Consider the following 22,867-nt stretch of genomic DNA (forward strand, 5'->3'; position numbering starts at 1 on the left):
ATCGCTTGGTCGGTTTGGTCGCAAGGGCAGCGAACAGCCTGGTCGCTGCCCGCCGCCGAACTCAAAATTCCCTGGTCTTCTGGGCCCTACGGGCGGCTGCGTCCCGCGGCGATCAATTCGGCCAGTTCGGCCTTCATCCGCTGGGCGACATCTGGGTGCTGGTCGATCACGTTGTTGGTTTCTCCCGGATCGTCGGCCAAGTTGAACAACTGGAATTGCGGGATCGGATCCCGGACCAATCGCAGGTGAATGTTGTTGGCCTTTTTGCTGTCCGCGCGGACCAGTTTCCAGTCGCCGACACGATAGCCGTAGTTGTCGCCTTTGCCGTTGTCTTGCTGGACCAGCGATTGGCGGCCCTGAGCGTCGTCGGCACCCAGCAGTGCGTCCGAAACGTCAAAGCTGTCCAAGCATGCGTCGTCGGGCAACGCAACGCCGGCCATCGCGGCACAGCTGGCGGCCAGGTCGACGGTGCAAACGATTTTGTCCGATACGCCGGGACGAATGGTGCCGGGCCACCACGTGATCAGCGGGGTTCGGGTGCCGCCCTCGTAAACGTTGTACTTTCCGCCGGTGAACGGACCGTTGGGATCATGGTCGCCAAGCTTTTCAATCGCGTCGTCTTTGTAACCGTCGTCCAAGACCGGACCGTTGTCGCTGCAGAACACGACCATGGTTTTCTGGTCCAACTGCAGGTCTTTCAATGTCGAAATCAGTTCGCCGACGCACCAGTCCAGTTCGACGATGGCATCGCCACGAGGACCTAGGCCGGATGTGCCTTGGAAGCGTTCGTGCACCGCTCGGGGAACGTGCAGGTCGTGACTGGCGAAGAACAGAAAGAATGGTTCGCTTTGGTGGTCTTTGATCCATTGCTTGGATTCACTGACCCAGCGGTCCGAGAGGTCTTCGTCACGAAAACGGGCCGCGTGGCCACCGGTGTAGAAACCGATTCGGCTGATGCCGTTGTGGATGGTCGAATTGTGGCCGTGCGACCAGTCCATCTTCAGCGTGTCGCGATGGGAAATGCCGGTGGGATGATCGGGAGATGGCTTTTTCTGGCCCACCCACAACGGATCTGCTGGATCCAGGTTCAACACGTGGTGGTCCTGAACATAAACCTGCGGAACGCGATCGTTGGTCGTCGGCAGCAAAAAGCAATGATCAAAACCAATCTCCAGCGGTCCGGGGGAAAGCTTGCCGTTCCAATCAGGCCCGGCGTCTTTGGTGCCCAGGCCCAAGTGCCATTTCCCGATGACCGCGGTGTGGTATCCGGCCGACTTCATCAGCGAAGCAATGGTGGTGGTCCCGGCCGGGATTAATGCGGGGCTGTTGGGCGGCGCAATGCCGGTGCCGTCTTCGCGAAACGCATAAGTGCCGGTCAAAAATGAGTAACGCGTCGGCGTGCAGGTCGATGCCGAGCAATACCCGCTGGTAAAGCGAAGGCCCTCGGCGGCCAATCGATCGATATGTGGCGTTTCCAGTGCAGCGTGCCCGTAACAGGAAACGTCGCCGTATCCCAAGTCGTCGGCCATGATCACGATGACATTGGGTGGATCCGCCGACTGGGCCGACGCCAGGGGACCGCCCAAGCCCAGGACCACAAGGCAGCACACCAGCGATACGACGCCCTGGTTAGACCGGACGTGCCGGTGCAAGGCGGTGGGGACAATGTTGTTGTCAAGTGATGCGGATGGTTTCATCCGGCCGGTCTCCTGAAGATGCGTCGGGTTGAATCGGGAACCACAGCATAGCACGGACACGTTTCGGATCGCGTGCGATTGGGCGGATTCGACATTCGGGCAGTGGCACGTGGACAAGCCACTCAAGCGACCCGATGTCCCGTCGGCTATCATCGAACTTGGGCACAGGCTCTGCACCCGATCGCCGGCAGACCGCAATTCACCAGATCGAGGCAATGCGAATGCGATTCGTTCAACGACGGCCCGTCAGAGGCATCCCAACACGGTTCGGGCATGGCCTGTGGTGGGCCGTCTGCGTTGCATGGGTGGGCATCTTTGTTGCCGGAACCCCAGGCCGCGGGGACGCCGCCGACGAAGGTCCTTCGGCTGATGTCGTGGTCGTGATCGGCGCGGCCGGGACCGACGAATACGCCGAACCGTTACGTCAGTGGGCCGCCGAACTGGACGCCTTGCGGGATCATTCCGACATCCGGTTGCAAGTGATCGGCAGCCCCGTGGCTTCACCCGACGCCGCAGCCTTGGCCGATGTATCGAGCGAGTCCACAAACGATCGCCAGCGATTGCGTCAGGCTTTGGCCGAACGTGTCAAACCGGTGACCGCCACTGGCGATGGTGATGCCGGGCCCAATGGTGGGCCGACGTTGTGGTTGATCCTGCTGGGTCACGGCACCTTTGCCGACGACGTCGCAAAATTCAATTTGGTCGGTCCCGACGTGTCCGCCGCTGAGTTGGCTCAGTGGCTTTCGGCGACTTCGTCGCGCACGGTGATCGTCAATGCCGCGTCGTGCAGCGGACCTTTCGTCAATCGGCTTTCCGGGCCCGATCGAGTCGTCGTGACGGCGACCCAAAGCGGAGACGAACGTGACTGGACAAGATTCGGCGGCTACTTTGTCCAAGCGATCATTTCCGACGCCGCTGATTTGGACCACGACGATGAAACGTCGGTCTTGGAAGCCTTTGTAATGGCCGCCGGCAAGACCCGTCAGTTCTATCGGGATGCCGGACGCATCGCCAGCGAACACGCATTGATCGACGACAACGGGGATGCCCAGGGGACACCGGCCCAGTGGTTCGATGGGCTATCGGCGGACCAGAAGCATGCCGAAGCCGACGGAAATCTTGCCAAGCGAATCACTTTGGTCGCTGCGTCCGACCAGCCCCGGCTGGACGAGGCCCAGCGTGCCGAACGGGATGTGATCGAGGGCGAATTAGAAACGCTGAAACGTCGGAAGCCGAAAATGAATGCGGCCGAATACTGGAGCACGCTAGAAGCGCTGATGCTGCGGCAAGCCGAACTTTACCAGCGATCCGCGGACCAGTAGGCCGTACTCAAACGCATCGGGTGAACCATCGAAGCGTCAAATCGACGCATCGTCCGAAATTTTCACAAAAACCTATGGCGGCATGCCTGCCGTAGTCGCGGCGTCAGTGGCGCATTGAAGATTCCTCTGAAAATTTGTCAACGAAAGCGATACCCACCGGGGCTGAAAGGGTTCATTTTGAAGTCGGGTGCTCACTTTTGAAGTGCCGATTTGAAAACAGAACCCGCTGCGGGAGTTTCTTTGAAACAGGCCCGCGAACGCTTTGACGGTGCAAGCAAGATGTTGACGAGTCAAACATTCCGGTCGCGGCTGACCCCGACGCTGTTGATCAGTTTTGCCGCCCTGCTGGTCGCACCCACCGCCGATGCGGTGGAGGTTGCCTATCGCAGGGACGCCAAGACGGTGGCTAATTCGGGTCTCTTGTTTCTGGACGGCCAGTACATCGCGCCGCCTTATGCGGTGGGTTGGGATCTTCAATCCGGCTTGATCGTCAATGGTCACGAACTGGGCCGACAGTATCTGGGAAAGCCGGTGGAGGCATCGCCGGCCGGTGATTCCGGCTCAATACCGCAGCGGCGTCGCTTTTTCGCCCGAATGCGCAGCAACCGCGTTCAAACGTTGCAGCAGTTAAGCGAAATCATCAATGCCACCTTGTTGGGTGATGCTCGGTCTGTCGTCGTCCTTGAAAAAGGCTGCCACCCAATCTTGTTGGATTCTTATGAAGGATCGCCGGAATTGCTGTTGGCGATTCACACCCGCACGCTCGGTGCTTCCTTGGACGAAATGTTGGATTCGATCGTTCTGACCGATTCGGATCGTGCACACTTGGCGCAGTTCGTTACCGATTTGGAAATCACGCCGGAGCTGGATGATCGAGTTCGTTACGCGTTGGACATCTCGGATCAAATCGTTTTGATGAACGAATCGAATACGGAAAAGACGGCCGTGTTGGATCAATACACTTATCCGCTGACGATTTTTGCGATGATCTGTGTCGCTTGTGGGTTCGGGCACTTGCTGCAACACAAACCGGTCTTGGAATCCACCGGTGATCCGCAAACCGATTCGTCACGCCAGCGTACGATCGTCATGCGATCCCTGTTGATCTTTGTGTTCTTGTCGGCGGTTGATTTGATTTGGACGATGTTGGCGTCGCACACCGGTTCGATGCGTGAACTGAATCCGCTGGGCAATGGTTTGTTAAGCAATCCGACGCACTTGATCGCGTTCAAATCTGCCGTGGTGATGATGTCGGCGGGGATTTTGTATGTGCTGCATCAACGATCGGTCGCACAGATGGCATCCTGGTGGGGGTGTTTGGTGCTGACGTTGTTGACCGCCCGTTGGTTGATCTTCAACTCGATGTTCATGTAGTCGCCGGTCGCGGGGCGACGATCGACTGCGTGTCTGGTTCGTTGAACTTTTCACACAAAGGACCGCCGTGTCGGTGCGTGGCCCACTTCGATCTTGGCGGATTTCGATCAGCGTCCACACGCCCAGTGGCGGACGATCTGGTCAAAGCGTTCGATACCATCGGCAATTTGCCGAAGCGAAATGGATTCGTCGCTGGTGTGCGCTTGGGCGATGTCGCCGGGGCCTAGAACGACACGCGACCGCAGTTCGGTCAGCACACCACCGTCGGTTCCGTAGCAAACCGTCGCCGGTTGGGTGCCGGTGATCGATGCCAGTTGGCGGATGTGGGGCTGATCGGCTTCGCACCAAAACGGCGGACATCCCGGATGCCGTGTGAACTGGATGCCCTGTGCTTCGGCCAGCGTGCGAACTTCGTCGATCAAATCTTCGCCATCAATTCCCGGCATCGGCCGTAGCGAACACCAAGCCTTGCACCGGGGCGGCGTGATGTTGACCACATTCATGGAATCGCTGACGCCGAAGTTCCAAGACAGCGTCGGCGGATCGAACTGATCGTTTTGGTACTGCGGGTCTGATTCGGTGCGGTGATAGATTTCCAGCAACTTGTCCAACAACGGCACCATGGCGATGTTCGCGTTGATGCCGTCTCGGGTACTGCTGTGCCCCGCCCTGCCCTGGCTGGTCAGTGTGAACCCGGTGATGCCTTTGTGAGCGTGGTAGACCGCAAGGCCGGTCGGTTCGCCGATCACAGCTAGCGGTTGGGCTTCGACCATTTCGCGGTACGCCCCGCTGTGCTGGACCAAGTGCTGTGCACCCTGGAAACCCACTTCTTCGTCCGCCGTGCAGACCACCCAGATCGGCGCCCGCTGTTCATCCGCGGCAATCCCACGCAACGTTTGGATCATGACGGCCAATGATCCTTTCATGTCACAGGTCCCGCGGCCGAACATCCGCCCATCGGTGATGACAGGCGCGAACGGATCACCGCCAGGTCCGTCCCAGCCATCGGCCGGAACCACGTCGGTGTGACAGAAATACGCGAATCCCGATTCGATGGGGAACGACGAATCAACGGGACGTGATGAACCATCCGATGTTCCCGCCGCGTCGGTCGTCGCTGTGGGGACTGGCGGCCTGACCGCCGCGAGGTTGGATTTGGTGACACCTCTTGCGTCGACATAAGTGCTGTTTTCGACGCGAAACCCCAGTTCCGAAAGGACGTCAGCGATGTGCGCGTGGATGTCCACGTTGCTGGTGTGGCTGATCGTCGGATAGCGGATCAGCGATTCCAACAATTCACAGCATTGGCCGACGGCGGCGGAACGGGCGGGCTGAACAGGGGGCGGGGTCATGGATTCCATTGTTCCAAAACACGAATCAGCGCGTCGCGATCGGCGCCGATGACTTCCGTTTGGATTGATTGCAGCCAGCCCAACGCTTGTCGCCGATCCGCATCGGTTCCGGCCGACGGGCTGACCGAATGAAAGCACGCGCGGGCGGCCAATGCCGTGTCGCCAGCATCAACCAGTGAATCGGCGGCCAAACGGTCGACCAGGGCGATGGGCAGGCGGTCGCGGGCGAAGCGTTTGTTGCGTCCGGCGGTCCGCACGATGACACGATCGGGCGACGATTCCACCAAAACAACTTTAACGGCGCTGGTCAAGTCGATCGAATCCCCCGGGGATAACTGGTTCAACGATCGGTCCATTGCTCCGCGATAGTACTGGGCCAATTCCGCGAACTGACGAACGGACTCCGCACGCCGATCTTGCTGGGAATTGGCCGCGGCGGCAACGGCGGTTTTGGACAATGCGATTGCCCGGTCCAGTTGGCCCGATCGCAGCGCGTTCATGGCGTCTCGGTAAGCATTATCGCCACGACGAATTTGGTCGGGGTTCACCGCCGGCGGTTCAACGGGCGGCCCGGTCGGTTCAGGGCCGGGCATCGTCGCGGGATCCGGTGATGTCGCAGGCAAGGTATCCATCGGTGTGGATGGCTTGGCGGTCGACGGCGGCGATGGGTCGTCGGGAGATCGTTCATTCGGCGATGTTGTATCCGAAGAAGAGAGTTTCTGGTCGAACCAGGAGTCACCGAGATCCGCGGCCAGTGAAGACCGATCGCTGCGGCCGGGCTGTATCACCGGCGGCAGTTGTGCATCATTGTTTTGCCGCTGGTTCTCCGGTGCAACGGATGGTCGTTTTTGAGCGAGCGGTGCGTCGACCGATGCCATTGGCGAATCCCCATCGCCGACGTCCGTCGAATCGCCGTCACCCGAAAACAAGGTGACGCCTGCCCAGCCGGCCAGGCTGGCGACCGATGCGACGACCAGCGTGACAGCCAATCCACCGGGGCGACGTTTGGACGCCCTGCGATGGGGGCGATGAGCGTCAGGATCGGGTGTGATGAAAGGATCATCCCCGGTGTCCGGTGATGACCGCGTGGCAACGGGCGGGGCCGTGGCTTGAGGGTGGATTTGCGCGGGGGCTGCGGCCGGAATTGCCAGGGGGATCGCTTCGGAATCCTCTTCGCCGCCGGTGGGCTGCACCGGTGCGGTCGGTGGCTCGTTTCGCTCCGGTGCATGGGGTTGTTGTTTTGTCGCCGGCTCGGGCGTGGACGGCGGATGCGGGGTGGTGACCGCCGGCTGCGCAGCGGTCTTCAGCGGTGCCAGCGGGTCACCGGTGGGCAACCACTTGGCCAATGGATCGGAGGGGCCGGCCATGGTCTAAGGCGTTTCTTCCCACATGTCGTAAAGCGGCATGTGACGGTAATAGACCTCCAGGCAATACAAGCTGAGGCAGGTCGTATACAGTCGTCCGCCGGCACGGTCGCCCCACTTGTCGCCTTGTGGTGCCCAGCTGCCTTTTTCACGCCCACGTTTGGTTTGCGCTTGAGGCAACGCTTCACGCATGCGGTTGTTCCACAGCGACCAAGCGGACGTGCCGTAGTGGTGCAATACCTGGGTCGCGTAGTACCAGTAATAGACGTCCGACTGGTCGATGTCGAACATGTAGTTGTCCAGCAAGTTTTTGACACCGCGTTGCATCGAACGGTGTTCGCGTTGCCAGCCGGTGTATTGCCGAATCAGTAATCCCTCGGCGCTCATCGATGGTGTTTCACCATAGCCGGGCAAGTAGCCGTAGGCTGAACCGGCGCCCAAGGACACCGTGTCCATGAACCGGTCGATGCCGTACCAGACTTTGTCGTCGATTTTCAAATCAGGTGCCTGGCGACCGCTTTGAAACGCCATCACGTACCAACCGGTCACCGAAAGGTCGCCTTCGATGTCGCGGAAGCGGTAACGCCAACCGCCGGTCGCCGATTGGGCGTCGCTGCAGTAATCCAGCGCCGCTTGCGCGTAGGGCTTCAGCCATGAATCGCCGGTCATCGCATAGGCTTCGCACACCGCGATGGTCGCTTGAGCTTGGGCATAGGCCTGTTCGTCGTCACCGCTGACGACTTTCTGACAAAAGAACCCGTCACGACGCTGTTCCTTGGTCAAGAACTTCAGGCCCTTGAGGACTTCATCCGCATAGGTTCCTTCGCGGTGAGTGTTGCCGTCGCCCATGAAGGCCAGCAGTGCCATCGAAGTCGCCGCGATCTTGTTCTCGTTTCGCACGCCGTCGCGATACGGCCCCCGCATGCTCCACGCACCGTTGTTCATTTGTTGACGTTTCAGCCAAGCCAAACCCAGGTCCACCGCTTCGGCCGTTTGCGGGGTTCCGCCGTATCGTTTCATCAATTCGGCTTTGGTCGCTCCGCGGCGTCCACCGAACATCGGATTGGTGACCTGAACCATCGGGCCGACGCCGATGTTTGCCTCGGTCGGATCCTTCGGTTGGTCGACTTTCAGTGAATCGAATTCCAGCGGCGTGTCGAAATCGATCGGCGCGTCTTCGATGAATTCCGATTCGGCGTCACTGAGTGCGTCGACCGGATCGATCGAAAACTCTGCCAATGCATCGAACGAATCGCCGGTGGAATCGCCCAGCACCATCATGACGGTGCCCAAGCCTTCGCCGACCGGTGTGCTGATCAACCCCAAAATGACCAGCAAGATCAGGTGCACGATCATGCTGATCAGCCACGGCGGGGCTTTCTTGGACAGGTCTTCTTTGGGCTCTTCGGCTTCGCCAGACGGTTCAGCGGCGGCCGAATCGGCATCGACATCCGCAGTTTCACCTTTCGGCGGTGCGACAGGTGCCGATGCCGACGGCTTTGCTGCGGGCTTGGCGGACGATTGTGGTTTCGGCTTCGTCGCGGCCGGATCGGGCAGTTCGTCGAGCTCGCCTCGCCAGCGTACCCCTTTGGCCGAACCGACACCGGTGGGCGGTGGCGGCAAGGGTGGTTCGCCCGTCGCGGCGGGTTGCTTGCGTCGGCCTTGATGGGATGTCGGCGGCGGCGGTGGGACCAGCGGTGGCGTCGGCGGCGACGCATCGGTGGGGGAACCGTTGGGAACCGGTGTTCCGGCCGACGATTTGGACGAGTCGATCGAAGGTTCGAGATTCGACATCCGCGCCCCCGTCGCAGCAGCGTCAAAAGATGATGGATGATCAGAAAAGTTGCAGGCGGCGAACGGTCAACCGGATGGCCGGTGAGATTCCCCCGAGTTGCCCACTGCATGAGGACGATTACGTCGACGCGATCGTTCGGAAAAAGTCTCACTTTCCCCGGTGAGACTGCTTCCGGTGGGCAACGATGCTTGACGGGATCGGCTTCGTGACGCTCCAGTCTAGCACGGTGATCCGTCGGATGACAAAACGATTTGCTGCGAAGACGGCTCCACTGCCGATCGGCCCATCATTGCCGCCGGATCGGTCCGGTGGCATGGCTTCGGCGTGTGCTGTCGGTAACGATGAATCGGATGCTGCAGACTTTGCGGGACAGGAACACAGGCAAATGGCACCCGTGAAAGGGATCCCTGCGATGCGAGATCAAGAATCAACCTGTCCTTTGGCGGGGTCGAGCGGGGTTGCAGACGGGCGACCGATGTCGCCGTTTATTGGCCACCGATTGGGTTCCGGCCACGCGATCGAGACGGTCCAGGGGAATCACTGGGGATTCATGCCCGCGCAGGCGTTCAGGGCCATCCTGGTCGTCGCACTGCTGTGTGGTTGCGGCCCGGTCCGATCGCAAAGTACTGGCCAATCGCAAAGCGGTTTGTCGTCGGGTTCGGATTCGGCGGAAGCTGTCGGCGAACAACAGCCGAATCGGCCCGTCGGCACCGATGCGTGGGTCTGGATTCAGCCCTCGATGCCCAGCGGCCGTGCGTCCAACGGGCCGGGGGCCAATCGGGATGAGGATTTTCGATGGTTTCCCGATCCGATTCGCCGGCTGAGAGTTCAGATCATTCGCTTTGATGCCCGGCGACTGGAATACGTTCAGTCCCCCGATCAGCCGGAAACCAACGTGGTCGCTGCGGACCGAGTGGTGTGGGCGATGCCGACACGCTGGCAGCCCGGTCAACGTCAGGCCATCGACGCGTTGATTCGTGGCGATGACGACATGGCGTTGCGCGGGTTGTTGCAACAAACCGAAAAGCGGCCGGCGGTCTGGTTGCAGCAGTGGATGTCGATGGCTGCCGCCCAAGCCGCATCGCGCAGCGGGCGTTCGGAGATCGCGTTGGAAATCGTCCGGCAACTTGATCGGCGACCGATGCCACCGATGGTGGTCGGCTGGTTGCCGGTTTGCTGGTTGTCGTCGTCGGGACGGGCCGGCGGAATCGACGCCCAGGCGGCACGCGCGGCCCTGTCCGATCCATCGGATGCGGTGCGATTGGTCGCCGCATCGGCATTGCTGGAAAAGGATCGGGCCGCAGCTTCGGCCGTCTTGGCCAGACTGTCTGGTGGACAGCAGCGACCGCTGATCGCCGCGTTGGCGTCCGCCCAGCAGATGCGGACGCTAAATCCCGCGCAGTGGGCCGAGGATTGGGCCATTCATTTGCGTCGTGTGGAGACCCTGCCCCTGGCAATACAGATGGGGCCGTTGTCGATGGCGGCCGAACGCACTGACAGGGCCGGCCTGGATTCAGCCGCCGAAGACCTGGAAACATCGCTCCGCTGGGCCCCGGTCGCCCCCCATCCGGCGCGTCCGGAAACGCTGCAGATGTTGGTCCGCGGCGAACCGGAGGGGCCCTGACATTCGTCGGAAACAAAGGCGATATTAGGACTTGCCGCCAAAAGGACTTGCCGATAGATTCCGCGATTCGTTCTAGCAAGTTCCTTAAGATTTAAAGTCAGTCTCGTGGCGGTTCAGCGAACCTTCATGGCCAAACCCGGCCAAGTCGAACAACACTGGTATCACGTCGATGCATCGGACGAAGTCCTGGGCCGGCTGGCCGGCGACATCGCCGTTGTGCTGATGGGCAAGCATAAGCCGGAATACACGCCGCACGTCGATTGCGGTGACTTCGTCGTCGTGACCAACGCCGAAAAAGTGGCCATGACGGGCAACAAGATGAGCGATCGGCACTACACGTGGTACACCGGATATCCCGGGCTGCGTCTGGAAAGCTATGGCGATCGTCGCGACCGCAAGCCGGAAGATCTGATTCTGCACGCCGTGCGTCGAATGCTGCCCAAGAACAAGTTGGCCGCAAAGATGCTGAAGAAGCTGAAGATTTACAGCGGCTCGGAGCATCCGCATACGGCTCAACAGCCTTCGGAATTGCAGCGAACTAGCAAAAAGGTCTGACACTGACGTGTCGACTTGAAAGTCAGGGCCTCATTTTTCGAGGCGGCTTTTCATCAACGTCACATCCATCCGCGTCCCGTTCATCATCGCACCAAACAGCATTCCATGGTTTCCATCAAAAAGGACAAGATCAGCGGCGATTGCCTGGGCACCGGCCGACGCAAAAGCAGCGTCGCGCGGGTCCGTGTCCGCCCCGGCAGCGGCAAAATCGTGATCAACCGCAAGCCGATCGAAGAATATTTCGCCAACGAACAAGACGTTGCCGCGATCCGTTCGACCCTGGATGCCGTGGAATTGGGCGACAAGTTGGATGTGTTTGTGCGTGTCAGCGGCGGCGGAATGACCGGCCAGAGTGGTGCCGTCCGCATGGGGCTGGCTCGTGCTTTGACCGGATACGACGAATCGCTGCACGAAACCCTTCGCGACGGCAACTTCCTGACTCGCGATTCGCGAATGAAGGAACGGAAAAAGCCCGGTCTGCGTGGTGCCCGTCGTGGCGTCCAGTTCAGCAAGCGTTAAATCGCCGCTGGCTACATTCCGACTGGTGTTTGCGTCAGTTTTCGCTACGATCTGACGCACCGGGATCTTTGGCGCGTCGCTTGCACCGTCACGCAAGGGTTCTGTATCCTGCCAAGCCGTCATGGGTCACCATGTGTGGTGGCCGGCCGGTTTCTCTGAAAAATCGGCCTTTTTCTCTTCTCGGGCTCGGTGCTCGAAAAGCGGCAGCAGGTTTCATCGGTTAACGGAAATATCAGTTTTGGGAAAGAAAGAAGAGGCCTTCGAAGTCGAAGGCACTGTCACGCAAGCCTTGGCGAACACTCGGTTCCGCGTGCAATTGGAAACAGGTAACGAAGTCATGGCGCATGTCGCTGGTCGCATGCGGAAGCACTTCATTCGGATCGTCCCCGGTGACAAGGTTCGCGTCGAACTGTCCCCCTACGATCTGACGAAGGGCCGAATCACCTATCGCGAACGCTAATACTTCATCGATCGTCGCTATGCTTGATCTTGTTCGTTTCAATGACAATTCTGGCGTCGCCACGGGACGATGCTGTTTTGTTTGGGTCGTGGTTTGTCTGGCCATCACCCTGGTCGGTTGTAACGTACAGACTCGCAGCAGCAGCCCGGGCCCGATCGATGCGGACGCCCCGGAAGAATTTTCGACCACCGATTCCGGGTTGCAGTACCGGATTCTACGCAAGGGAAACGGGAACACGCCGGGCCCGACCAGTCGTGTCGTCGTCGATTACGTGGGCACGATGGACAATGGCATCGAATTCGATAGCTCGTACCGACGATCCGATCCGACGTCGTTTCGATTGACGGATGTTGTCCGTGGCTGGACCGAAGGACTGCAGTTGGTCAGCGAAGGCGGGATGATCGAGCTAAAGATCCCGGCGGAACTCGGCTATGGCAATTCCCCGCCACCCGGCAGCGGAATTCCGATCGGTGCCACGTTGAATTTCATCGTCGAATTGCACGAAATCAAGTAGACCCGGCGTCAGGCCGCGATCTCTAGCCGCGCAGAAACACCGGCTGGTTTTCCTTACTGCTCGCCGCATCGTATCGATAGCCGTCCGCGTCGAACGTCTGCAGTTTCTTTGGCGTTTTTGCTTTTTTGCGAATCGCCCATGATGCCATCGTCCCTCGTGCGACTTTGGCAAAGACCGTGATCATCTTGTATTTGCCGTCTTTGTTTTCCTTAAAGACGGGGGTGATGATCGGGAACGGAAACGTCTTTGGGCCGATCACTTTCAAATATTCCTGGGATGCCAAGTTTAATAGGAACTTTGCGCCGGCCTCTTCCATGGATTCGATCAAACGGTCTCGGACCTTGTCGCCCCAGAACGCGTAGAGATCCTTTCCACGGTCCGTTTTCAGCGACGTGCCCATCTCCAGTCGGTACGGCAGCATCAGGTCTTTCGGACGCAGCACGCCGTACAGACCTGACAGGATGCGAAGGTGGTCTTGGGCATAGTCCCATTGTTTGGACGTCCACTGGTCCGTTTTCAGCCCACGATAGACGTCGCCTTGAAAGGCACACGCAGCCGGCCGACCGCCATTTCGCGCGGACGGAATTTCCCAATCCTGAAAACGCTGGTGATTCAATTCGGCCAACGATTCGCTGATGCCCATCAGGTCGCGAAGCGCATTCTGTGTTGTTTCGGCCAGTTGTGACGCCAATTGTTGGCTGTCGTCGGGGAACGGGATTTTGGTCGTGCCGGTCACGGAGACTGGCGAATCAAAGTCCAAAGTTTTCGAAGGCGACAATATCGACAGCATGGATCATTCGGTCGGGCGTAAGATCGGTCCGGTGCCACGTCTTCGATTGGCTGAAAATCGCGGCCACCGGTTTCGTGCGGTGGTGAAGCGGGGCGGGGGATACTGCTCGTGCGGTGGCGACTCAGCCGGCATCGCCTTCGGTTTCCGAACCGGTGCGTTGACCCACTTGGTCGTCGATCATCAACAGGCCCATCGGGTTGTCGCCGACTTTACGAAGCTTTTCGACGATCGACAGTACCGTCGATTCTTCTTCAACCTGCTCGCTGACGAACCACTGTAGGAATGCAATCGCCGCGTGGTCACTATGCTTGGCCGCCAAGTCCACCAACTCGTTGATCTTTCGGGTGACCAGGCACTCGTGTTGGTAACTGTCTTCGAAAGCCTCCAGAACGCTTCCGAATTCGATCTTCGGAGTATCGATCTGTTGCAAGATGACTCGCCCGCCACGTTCGTTGATGTGGTCGACGAACTTCATCGCATGCATGCGTTCTTCGTCGGCTTGCAGCTGCATCCAGGACGCCATGCCGTCCCAGTTTTCGGCGGCAAAGTAGTTCATCATCGACAGGTACAGATACGACGAATAAAACTCGGCGTTCAGGTGATCGTTAAACGCGTCTTGGATTTCTTGATGCACGACATTGTGTCCGGCAGGAAAGGAAGCGACGTGGAAGGCTCGGTCCGCAATCTATCACGCCATCAGGGTCGATCCCACGAGGGATGTTTGTCGGAATCACATGTCATCGACCATGCGCAATTGCACGGCGATGTCGGCGGAATTCATTCCATTGCGGAAGCATTTTCGGACCGCCTGCGACCGGCGACCGCAGCGTAGGCCAACAGGTCGCTGCGGTCCAAGCAGTGGTCGCGGAGCCGCTTTTCCACCACGGCCGATTGGTCCGCCGGAACGTCGCCGAGCAATTCGATCAAACGTGTGATGTACGTTTGCAAAGGAATCTCAGCAGGCATTTTGTCGATCATGACCGACAGTGCTTTGGCGGGCTGGTCCGATCTTGCCAGCAGTTCCGCGTACGTTTCGATCGCACCGGTTCCGTGTACTGTCGGATCAACCGTTTCGGCTTTGCGTGCGAACAATCGCAGATTGTCCGGCACGTCGTGTCCGAGCAACGTTCGATAAAACGCGCGGTACATCGGATAGAATTCGGCAAACGGTTCATCGCCAGGGTATTGGAATTGGCTGTTCAGCTTGGAACCATAGTTAGTAAGTTCCAGGGCCATTTCCAGTTGTCGTGGATCGGTCAGCACACTGGCGATCTTTACGGTGGACGCCAAGTGGGTTGTGTCCAGGTGGTAGCCGCCACCGGCCAAGAGATCGGGATTCTCTTGCAGCAGTTGCCCGAGCGACTTTGAGGCAAGCTGACCGGCATCGGGGGCGGACGACGAATCTTTGGTTCGACCCTGGATGTCTTGTCGGACGAGTTCGGTTAGTTCGTTGTAGAAGTGCAGCAGCAGTTTTTCCGCTGCGGCTTGGCGTTCGGCCAACGGCATTCCCGCGATCGTTTGTTCGTACATCGTGATGCTGTTGCACGTGCCTTGATGCTCCAGCACCAACTCGTAACCACGCCCGACGTCGATCGCTTCGTGTACCAGCACCTGGATCAGTGCGTCATAATTATCGTCGTCGACATCGACCGACGACATCAATCGACGCACCAATTCGCGATCTCCGGTCGGCCGAAGATACATCCAGCCTTCCATCACGCGACCTTGTTGGATCAACATCGCGCCGGCTTCGCGGCACCCCCGCAGCAACCCGTCCTCCAAGCGTCGCTCGGTCTCCGGTGAATGTTGGCCTTCCTCGGAAGTGGCGACCGCGGGCAGGCCCAGTTCCAGCCGTGTCGCCATCTTCATGGCCTCAAATAACTCAACCGGCTGACCCTGCGCCCGATAATGTGCCAGCATTTGGCGAACGATGCTTGCTGCATCCTCTGTGGTGTCACGCAGTCGCGTGGTGAAATCTTCGGTGCGATCGTTCAAAACGGTGGAAACCTGTGTGTCGGCGGGGCATCTGGGGTAAGGGCCGAAGACAAGATTTGCGGCATGTGTCAAAGCAGCTTTCGATCATCTTGGGGCCATGGTCATTCCAAACGCTTTGGATCTTGTTGGCAAGCCTGTCCAGCCGATCCGTGGCAATTGACGTTGTGGGTCGGGCGGCGATGCGTTTGGAATGACAGGGTATTGGCTGGGATCACGATCCGGCCGTGTCCGATTGCAGTTCCGACTGGACGTCATGCAAAGCCTTTTCATAGTGCTTCAGCGTCGCGGTCAATCCCAGCGTTCGAGCGGTGTCGCACAACAAACGCAATGCCGCCAAGCGAATCTTCGGTGGGGCAATGATTTCACGCCGCAGCGCACACAGACGCAACGATTTCAACGCTGATTCGGATTCCCCCAACGCGAGTTCGCTGCGGGCACGCATCAGAAATGCTTGAGGCGAATAATCGTCACAGCTCAACGCCGGCTGAACGGCATCGATGGCGTTTTGAAAATCACCGGCATCAAAGTGGGCTTCGGAAAGAATCACACACAAGTGCTTCAGCGACGCATCACGCTTCAAACGCGCGGTGCAAATTTCAATGCGTTGCCGGATCCAATCCCGCTGGCTGCGAACCAGTTCTTCGTCGGCTTCGGCCGAATTGACTCGACTGGCCAAGTCGTTGGCTTCGCGGAACTGCTGCAGCGATCGAGCCAGAATGGCTTCTTCCAGCTGCCACTGCACGTCATCGTTATCGGGAAAGATCTTGGCAGCTTGTGCCAGCACCCGCTTCGCTTCCAATGGCCGGTGTTCGTCACGATACAACCGTCCCAGTTCCAAGAATTGGTCGACGTTGCCGTGGTTTTCCCGAATCGCACGTTCCAACTGCTGACGTCGTTCCAACTGGACCTTCGGTTCCATCACAGCCTTGCCGGGCTGCGGATCAGGGACCTTTTGCTGGAGCGAATCGTCGGATGAATCCATCGGGCCGTCGCACGGCGGTGACTGGGAAACGGAGCAGGTGACACCAGTTTAGCAGGAACCGATTCGCCCGGCGTCGCAACACGAACGTCGCGACATCGGCGGGGACCAGCGGGGGCACAGCGCGACACCCAGATCACTCGGCGACGTCCAGGTACAATGACCGGACGTTGTCCGCATCCAAGGCGATCGGGTTGAAGGTTCCGGTCCATTGTCGCAGGGCGTCGTCGGCAAATTCGTCGATCTGGCCGCTGGGGATTGCCAGGTCCGCCAGGTTGGTCGCCAACCCCGCACGCCGGACCCATTGCTGTACCAAGTCGGCCAGTCGATCCGACGGGTTTCGGTCCGATGGGGGCAGATCCAATTCACGCAACAGTTCGGCATACCACTGTTGATGCTGTTGCCCGTTCAAGCGGATCACCGCCGGCAACATCAGCCCCACCGCTTGGCCGTGGGCGATTCCGTGACGAGCGGTCAGCGGGTTCGCCGTTGCATGAGCCGCACCCAACATTGACGTCTCGATGGCCATGCCCGCCAAGCTGGCACCCAGTTGCATTTGGCTGCGTGCTTCCAGGTCGTTCGGATCGTCCAGCACCCGTGGAAATCCTGACGCCAGCATCCCAAAGGCTCGTCGGCTGTACGTGACCGACATCTCGTTCCGGCGTTTGGTGACGTACGTTTCGATCGCGTGTGACAGGGCATCAATCCCCGTCAATGCGGTCACGCTGGGCGGTTGGGTCAGGGTCAACGTTGGGTCAAGCAAGGCGACACGGCATGCCGCGCGCGGATCGCCGCACGGCATTTTGACATGTGTCTTGGCGTCGCTGATCAAAGCAAACGATTGGCTTTCGCTGCCGGTGCCCGCTGTCGTCGGCACCGCGATCATGGGCAACAAATCCGTGGTCGCTTTTCCTACGCCCGCGTAGTCGTGGATGGATCCACCACAGCAGTAAACGAAATTGATTCCCTTGCAGCAGTCCATGCTGCTTCCGCCACCGAGTCCGACCAAGACATCCGGTTGAAAATCTGCGGTGCAACGTACGCCTGCGTCGACCATGTCGGAAGTCGGGTTTTCACCAAAGTCGTGGAACGAAGCGGTCTCCAGACCCGACGACTGCAGCAATCCCATCGCATGATCGAAGTGCCCGGCATCAATCAACCCAGGGTCACAGACCACCATCACTTTGCGGACGCGAGGACCGTGCCCCGCCGAAATCTGTGCCGTGATATCGCCCAGTTGATCCAACGAGCCATCACCAAAGACGAAGCGTGTGCGCTGTTGAATGTCGAACGGTTGCATGTTGGATCGGGCGGGAAGGTTGGGATGGCGGGCGGCAAGTGCACACGATGGACGGACGGCAAAAGCCCGGCGGCGGACGGACGACGAAATCGACCGCAAAATCATTATCAACCGCGAACACATTGTACGCCGGTCTTGACCGGGCGGTTTTAGGCAAAACAGTCCTGCCGGGCGATGCCCGACCGAATGACCAAGTTGGAAACGGTGACACCGACCAAGCCCCGATGCCAGGCTTTACCACGAGGTGTCATCCACCGTCAAAAGCAATTGCCAAACGCACACACCGATCAACAATCCGGCGATCATCGCCGCAACGGGGACACGCAACCACCATGGCCGCCGACGGATCGGAAAGTCAGTCACGGCGATGCAGGTCGGGGCGAACAAAGCGACCGCATACAGCCATGCCGGATAGTCTTCCCAGGTGTAGAACCGGGACGTCGTGGTCAATGCCGCGATCGCTCCGGCCAGCGGGTAAAACACGGCCGACACCACCCGCGACGGCAAAGTCGCAGCGCCCCGCAATGTGACGACGATTTGACAGGCAAGTGTTGCGGAAATTGCCGCCAAGCACCACTGCGCCGGGGCGGCATAGTTCAGTGCGGTCAAAAGCATCGCCGGACCAAGTCCGGCCAAGCCCACCAGCAAGAGCCAGCTTCCTGCACCGCTCCGGTGCAACGACTGGAATGATGCGGTGTTCAGCAGGACGCTGGCAACAACCAGCGCGAACCATGTTCGATGAAGCGGCAGTGTGTCGACCCAGCCGTCGCCGGTTGGCAGCACCATGAATGCGAGCCATGTGGAACCCAAACCGACCAACAGCATACGCCAACCGTTCCAAGGTTCGGTGACGGCGAACATTCCACACGCGGCCAGGACCAGTACGAACAATGGGGCAATGATGCTGCGCCACACTTCATCGTCGAGCACCCAGGCAGAAAACGATTGATCGCTTTCCGAAAAGTGATAACCAGTGGCCAATGACGCAAGCATGGCCAAGCACCATCCGGTCGCGGCCACCAGAGCAGCCGCACCCGTTCGATTCCATGGCGATGTGGTGGCGGCGACATCGCCAGTGCCGGCAATACGACCGGACGCCCAGGCGGCGATAAATGCGATCACAGCTGGCAAGGCGATACAGCCGACCAGCAACTCTGTGCTGAAAGTCACTCTAGGGAACGAACTTCAAAGTCGCTTTGATGGCGACGTCGTTGTCGATCTTGCCTTGGCCGTAGGTCATGCCCCATTTAGTGCGATCGATTTTGAAGTCGGCCGTCAGTGTTGCACCGTCCGACTTGGCCATGCAAACCACGGGGACTTCGACCGTTTCCGTTTTGCCCAGCATCGTCAGTTTCCCGACCATCTTTCCGGTTCGCGGTTCATCGCCGGCCACCATCTTGTCCGATTCAAATCGGATCTCGGGATACTTGCGAACGTCAAAAAAGTCGGGGTTCTTCAGATGGTTGGTCAGCTTCGGATTGTCCGACCACAGGCTGGCCGTTTGGATGACCACTTTCAACGACGCGTCCAGTGGATTCTCTGGATTAAGCGTCGCATCGGCTGTGAATTTCTTGAATCCGCCGTCGTGCTTTCCATCGGGCTTGGTGCCCACAAAACTGATCTTCGAATCATCGGGGACCAATTTTAAGCCTTCGGCACCGGCCGGTGTGTTCAAGAAAAACGCGGCACAGGCAACCGCGGACAGCATCATACGAAGCGACATGGAGGGGCTCACAAACGAGGGAGTCGATCGAAACCGGGGGAGAAGGGAAAAACGCATGTCCCGGTCGGGACACCGTTCAACCCGACCAATAGTCTAAAGCTGCGACAACCCGCCACGGTCACCCGAGAAAACTTTTTCGCCGATGCTATTCCGAAACCCGGTCACGATAGGGTGGTGTCCCAGTCGCACAGTGAATCGATGTATCGGGCGGTCCCGTCACGATTCCAGCTGTCCAATTGATCTTGCGATTTCAGTTGCCGTCCGCGTTGCATCGGCGTGACGAAAAAACCACTGGAAACGTCAGGCAGTGCCGACATGTCGCCCCACAGTTTTTCAAACTGGCTGACCGGGAAAATGTCTTCTTGGCCGTGGCCCCAACGTTTCTTGACATCTTTCAGCGTGATGTAGGTTGGCAATCGTGATGCAGCATCGCGAACGGCACGGTCCACCCTGGACGCATCGTCCAGGTCGTTCACCGACAGACCAAACCACTTCAGCAATCGGTGGATGTCGATCCACGTGGTCATGCTGTTGTAATAGGTCAGCCCGAATTCGATCTCTTCGTCGGGCATGGCAAGGCCTTCCACCAAACGGACGCGTCCGTCGACACGGGCCAGACCGCCGCCACGATCTTCCAGTCGCCGTGTGATGACTTCGAAGTTCAGGTCGTTTCCGGACTGCAGGTGCAGTCCCAGCAGCCCGGGGTCGACGTTGGCGCCCAGTGTGTCGATGTTGTGCAACATCAAGTGCTGCAGCGTCGGCTGACGCTTCAGCATTGCGGCCAACGTTCCGCTGCGAATCAGGTTGGGTACTTCGTACCAGTGACCGACCGGATGCATGCACTGGGCGGGCAAGTTGTCGGTGTAATCGCTGCCTTCGCCCTGTTCTACCGCCCACTGTGACAATGCCGCGCGCAAACTTTCGCGAACCTTTTGCTGTTGTTCGTCCAAGACTTGCTGGGCCGTTTCTTCCCACATGAATCGCAAGTCGCGAAGCATCGGAATCATACGCAAACCGACGCTGCGTCCAGTGGAAACGAAAAGGTCACCTTCGAAACCGTAGTTGTCTTGGCGTTTGATGGCTTCGCGGATGGCTCGGTCGGTCAACCAACTGGTGGTGACCACGTGCGGGATCGATCCACCGAACCGGCGTGTGACCGCGCGATTCTTGGCCAAGTGCACTTCAAGAAAGTTGCGATGGCGGCCGGCGAAACGATGAAACGGATGCAACGCCTTGCAAACGCCTGCGCCTTGAGTCCAGCGGCTGCCCACACCGGCGGCCAAAGTGACGATGCCGATCCGGCCGTCGGCAATCGCGCGACGTCCCAAATCCACGGTCGATGCGTCGATGGGGAGTCGCGCGTCGATCAAGTCGCCCGAATCGACGTCTTCGATCGACGCGTTGGCCCCCAGTCGATTTTGGGCCAATCCCAATCGGCCACTGCGTAGATCAGATCGAATCTGTTCGTGTTGCTGTCGATCAAAACCGGTCTGTTCCAAAATTTGTCGCAGCGGGCTGTGATCGCCTTCCGATTTTGTGGCCGCCGGCAAAATGGATTCCAGCAATCGCATTGGATCGGTTTCGTTACCCGATGCGAAATCACCGGACCGGCGAATCCCATGTCCGACGTTTTGCAGTTCGTGCAGCGTGATCTTGGACAATTCGCGTGCCGGTCGACGCAAGGCCGCCGGCAACATCATCTCGTAATAGCGACCGGGCAACATCGCTTCGTTGCCGCGCCGCAAGGTTGCGGCGGTGCCATTGTCGTTGATGGCGAAATCGTAAACGACCGGGTCCATGGCAAAGGGCAACGCGGTTTCCATTTCTCGTTTGACGCGGATCATGGTTTCGCCCAGCCAAGCTTGTGCCTTGGGTTTGACGGTGGGATCAAAGATGAATCCCATGCCGCCACCGGACATGCCGCCCAGCATCCAAAAGCCCCAGAACTGGTCGCCGTATTTCTGTCGACAGGATTCAATCAGCCGGTCGGTGAATCGGTTGGTCGCCCAGGGGATGATTGATTGCAACGGGCCTTCGAAATTTCGCGTGGTCGCATCGCCCACCGCGCGGATATCGCCGCGCTGCAGCGCATCGACCACTTCGTCATAAATCCGCATCGCTTTCTGGCGACCGGCCCATTCTTGTTCGCCACGTAACAGGTAGTGCTCGGTGACCATTTCCAGGATCGGGCCGACATTCTGGGCCATGCCGCCGTGGACCATGATCAGGCTGTCTTGCAATTTTTGTCGCGTCGCGTCATCGACCTTGTCGCGGTCCAGGACCGTGTGCACTGGCATCAGACGCCCGCGACTGATGCCATATTCCGGGTCTCCTTCGCCGGCGGTCGCACCACAGATCAGCTTGATGCCCGGCCAGACGCCCCCGGAATCTTGCCACCCGCCGCCGCTGCCGCCGATCCATTCGCCCAGGATCGCGCGTGCTGCGACCAAGCGACGGTCCGATTCGGTCAACACACCGGTCAGCTGTCGGACCTGTCCGGTGGCTCGCATCAGAATGGAAATCAACGACCCCAGCAGGTTGGTCGACACGGCCAGACGCGAACCTTTCGGTATGTCATTGATCTTGCTGACCAGTTCAAAGCCTTTGCCCGGGCCGATCATCCGCGCCAGCAGGCTTTCCAAAGGTTCCTGGCATCCTTCCAGTCCCGGCGGAACGATGCCGGCAGCGATCACCGCGGCCTTTAGCAGCCCCAGATAGTCACGAGCAAAATCAAACATTTCGCCAATGCTGGTCACATCGGTGGACGCTTTCAAATCGACACTGACCAAGCGGATCACGGGTTGGTCGATGACGCGCAAATACGTTTCGATCGGCGGACGGGGCGCCGCATCACGCCCGCATACGCCCAGATCGACCGATACGTTCAGGACGCGTGCGCCTTCGGGGAAATCCATCCCGAGAAAAAAGATATCGCTCCATGCGGAGTGTGAAAAATCCATCCGAACCGCCGTCGTTTCGCACAACAGCGGGGGCAGTGATTCGCCGGAGGCGGCCATCAACTCCGGTGAAAACCGCAGTGGATGATCGGCCGGATGCCCCAAGCGAAACATCCATTGGTTGCCTCGCACCGTGCGGACACTTTGCTTCACCTGGTCGGCCAGCGTTTGGAATCCCAATCGGTGATAGGCTTCTGCCAACGCACTGCATAAACCATCGCTTGCACCGGAGTCGGCCTGGGTTTCCAAAAAAACTTCGATGGCTTCCAAGAACCGTCGTTCCAGCAAGTGTTGATAGCCGTCGAAGGGGATTTCGCTTTGACGCGTCGGGTCCAATCGGGGCGGCAAGTGATAGCGATGGATTGCAGCCAAAAAGAACAACGCCCGAACACGACGGTACAGGTTGCGTTCGTCGCGTCGAAATTGATCCAGCTGGTCGGCGGCCGCGATCAATTGGTCGCGGTCCATCGTCGCGACCACGGATTCCAACGATTGATTGCGAACCAAGTCGTCATCCGAGGTGATGATGTCAATCAGTTTCGTCATG

General features: G+C 59.1%; 19 protein-coding genes. 7 read left to right on the forward strand and 12 right to left on the reverse strand.

Annotated elements, in window-relative coordinates; translation table 11 throughout:
• Window positions 1-86 precede the first annotated feature (86 nt).
• The gene (locus tag HFP54_RS19460; protein ID WP_146415728.1) at window positions 87-1,697 is read right to left on the reverse strand and encodes a sulfatase family protein; all 1,611 of its coding nucleotides are present in this window, start codon (window positions 1,695-1,697) and stop codon (window positions 87-89) included.
• Window positions 1,698-1,918: 221 nt separating this feature from the next.
• Here HFP54_RS19460 and HFP54_RS19465 point away from each other — a divergent pair, with 221 nt between their 5' ends.
• A complete protein-coding gene (locus tag HFP54_RS19465) occupies window positions 1,919-3,019 on the forward strand; it encodes a hypothetical protein (RefSeq protein WP_168566448.1) in 1,101 nt (366 codons plus the stop codon).
• Window positions 3,020-3,298: 279 nt separating this feature from the next.
• On the forward strand, window positions 3,299-4,393 hold the full coding sequence (locus HFP54_RS19470; protein ID WP_168566449.1) for a DUF5658 family protein: 1,095 nt from the start codon (window positions 3,299-3,301) through the stop codon (window positions 4,391-4,393).
• Window positions 4,394-4,500: 107 nt separating this feature from the next.
• Here HFP54_RS19470 and HFP54_RS19475 read toward each other — a convergent pair whose 3' ends face one another.
• Genes HFP54_RS19475 through HFP54_RS19485 form a run of 3 tightly spaced genes read right to left on the reverse strand, consistent with a single transcriptional unit; the run spans window position 4,501 to window position 8,903 of the window.
• Window positions 4,501-5,745, reverse strand: a complete 1,245-nt coding sequence (locus HFP54_RS19475; protein WP_168566450.1) for a M20 family metallopeptidase — start codon at window positions 5,743-5,745, stop codon at window positions 4,501-4,503.
• Entirely contained in the window at window positions 5,742-7,112 is a 1,371-nt protein-coding gene (locus HFP54_RS19480; protein ID WP_168566451.1) for a hypothetical protein, read from the reverse strand. The genes HFP54_RS19475 and HFP54_RS19480 overlap by 4 nt, the downstream gene beginning before the upstream one ends.
• 3 nt (window positions 7,113-7,115) lie before the next feature.
• Window positions 7,116-8,903 carry a prenyltransferase/squalene oxidase repeat-containing protein gene (locus tag HFP54_RS19485; protein WP_235952058.1) on the reverse strand — a complete coding sequence of 596 codons (1,788 nt, stop codon included), beginning with the start codon at window positions 8,901-8,903 and terminating at the stop codon, window positions 7,116-7,118.
• Window positions 8,904-9,379: 476 nt separating this feature from the next.
• Between HFP54_RS19485 and HFP54_RS19490 the strand changes: the two genes are divergently transcribed.
• The 5 genes from HFP54_RS19490 (at window position 9,380) to HFP54_RS19510 (ending at window position 12,576) form a co-directional block, all read left to right on the forward strand.
• Window positions 9,380-10,528, forward strand: coding sequence for a hypothetical protein (locus HFP54_RS19490; protein WP_168566452.1), 1,149 nt, complete (start codon window positions 9,380-9,382; stop codon window positions 10,526-10,528).
• Window positions 10,529-10,654: 126 nt separating this feature from the next.
• Window positions 10,655-11,083, forward strand: a complete 429-nt coding sequence (gene rplM / locus HFP54_RS19495; RefSeq protein WP_146415722.1) for a 50S ribosomal protein L13 — start codon at window positions 10,655-10,657, stop codon at window positions 11,081-11,083.
• 105 nt (window positions 11,084-11,188) lie between these two features.
• Entirely contained in the window at window positions 11,189-11,602 is a 414-nt protein-coding gene (gene rpsI / locus HFP54_RS19500; RefSeq protein ID WP_146415721.1) for a 30S ribosomal protein S9, read from the forward strand.
• 238 nt (window positions 11,603-11,840) lie between these two features.
• A complete protein-coding gene (gene infA / locus HFP54_RS19505; protein ID WP_094411247.1) occupies window positions 11,841-12,062 on the forward strand; it encodes a translation initiation factor IF-1 in 222 nt (73 codons plus the stop codon).
• Window positions 12,063-12,081: 19 nt separating this feature from the next.
• Window positions 12,082-12,576, forward strand: coding sequence for an FKBP-type peptidyl-prolyl cis-trans isomerase (locus tag HFP54_RS19510; protein ID WP_168566453.1), 495 nt, complete (start codon window positions 12,082-12,084; stop codon window positions 12,574-12,576).
• 22 nt (window positions 12,577-12,598) lie between these two features.
• Here HFP54_RS19510 and yaaA read toward each other — a convergent pair whose 3' ends face one another.
• From yaaA to HFP54_RS19550, 8 genes are all read right to left on the reverse strand, one after another.
• A complete protein-coding gene (yaaA, locus tag HFP54_RS19515) occupies window positions 12,599-13,366 on the reverse strand; it encodes a peroxide stress protein YaaA (protein WP_168566454.1) in 768 nt (255 codons plus the stop codon).
• A 121-nt stretch (window positions 13,367-13,487) separates the two neighbouring features.
• Window positions 13,488-14,000, reverse strand: coding sequence for a ferritin (locus HFP54_RS19520; RefSeq protein WP_197138233.1), 513 nt, complete (start codon window positions 13,998-14,000; stop codon window positions 13,488-13,490).
• A 143-nt stretch (window positions 14,001-14,143) separates the two neighbouring features.
• On the reverse strand, window positions 14,144-15,361 hold the full coding sequence (locus tag HFP54_RS19525; protein WP_235952059.1) for a hypothetical protein: 1,218 nt from the start codon (window positions 15,359-15,361) through the stop codon (window positions 14,144-14,146).
• Window positions 15,362-15,572: 211 nt separating this feature from the next.
• On the reverse strand, window positions 15,573-16,343 hold the full coding sequence (locus HFP54_RS19530; RefSeq protein WP_168566455.1) for a tetratricopeptide repeat protein: 771 nt from the start codon (window positions 16,341-16,343) through the stop codon (window positions 15,573-15,575).
• A 133-nt stretch (window positions 16,344-16,476) separates the two neighbouring features.
• Window positions 16,477-17,640 carry an iron-containing alcohol dehydrogenase gene (locus HFP54_RS19535; RefSeq protein WP_146415716.1) on the reverse strand — a complete coding sequence of 388 codons (1,164 nt, stop codon included), beginning with the start codon at window positions 17,638-17,640 and terminating at the stop codon, window positions 16,477-16,479.
• 234 nt (window positions 17,641-17,874) lie between these two features.
• Entirely contained in the window at window positions 17,875-18,810 is a 936-nt protein-coding gene (locus HFP54_RS19540) for a hypothetical protein (RefSeq protein ID WP_168566456.1), read from the reverse strand.
• Window position 18,811: 1 nt separating this feature from the next.
• A complete protein-coding gene (locus HFP54_RS19545) occupies window positions 18,812-19,363 on the reverse strand; it encodes a YceI family protein (protein WP_168566457.1) in 552 nt (183 codons plus the stop codon).
• Between the two features lie 161 nt (window positions 19,364-19,524).
• On the reverse strand, window positions 19,525-22,866 hold the full coding sequence (locus tag HFP54_RS19550) for a UTP--glucose-1-phosphate uridylyltransferase (RefSeq protein ID WP_168566458.1): 3,342 nt from the start codon (window positions 22,864-22,866) through the stop codon (window positions 19,525-19,527).
• Window position 22,867 lies beyond the last annotated feature (1 nt).

The organism is Crateriforma spongiae, assembly GCF_012290005.1.
In the GTDB taxonomy this organism is placed as follows: domain Bacteria; phylum Planctomycetota; class Planctomycetia; order Pirellulales; family Pirellulaceae; genus Crateriforma; species Crateriforma spongiae.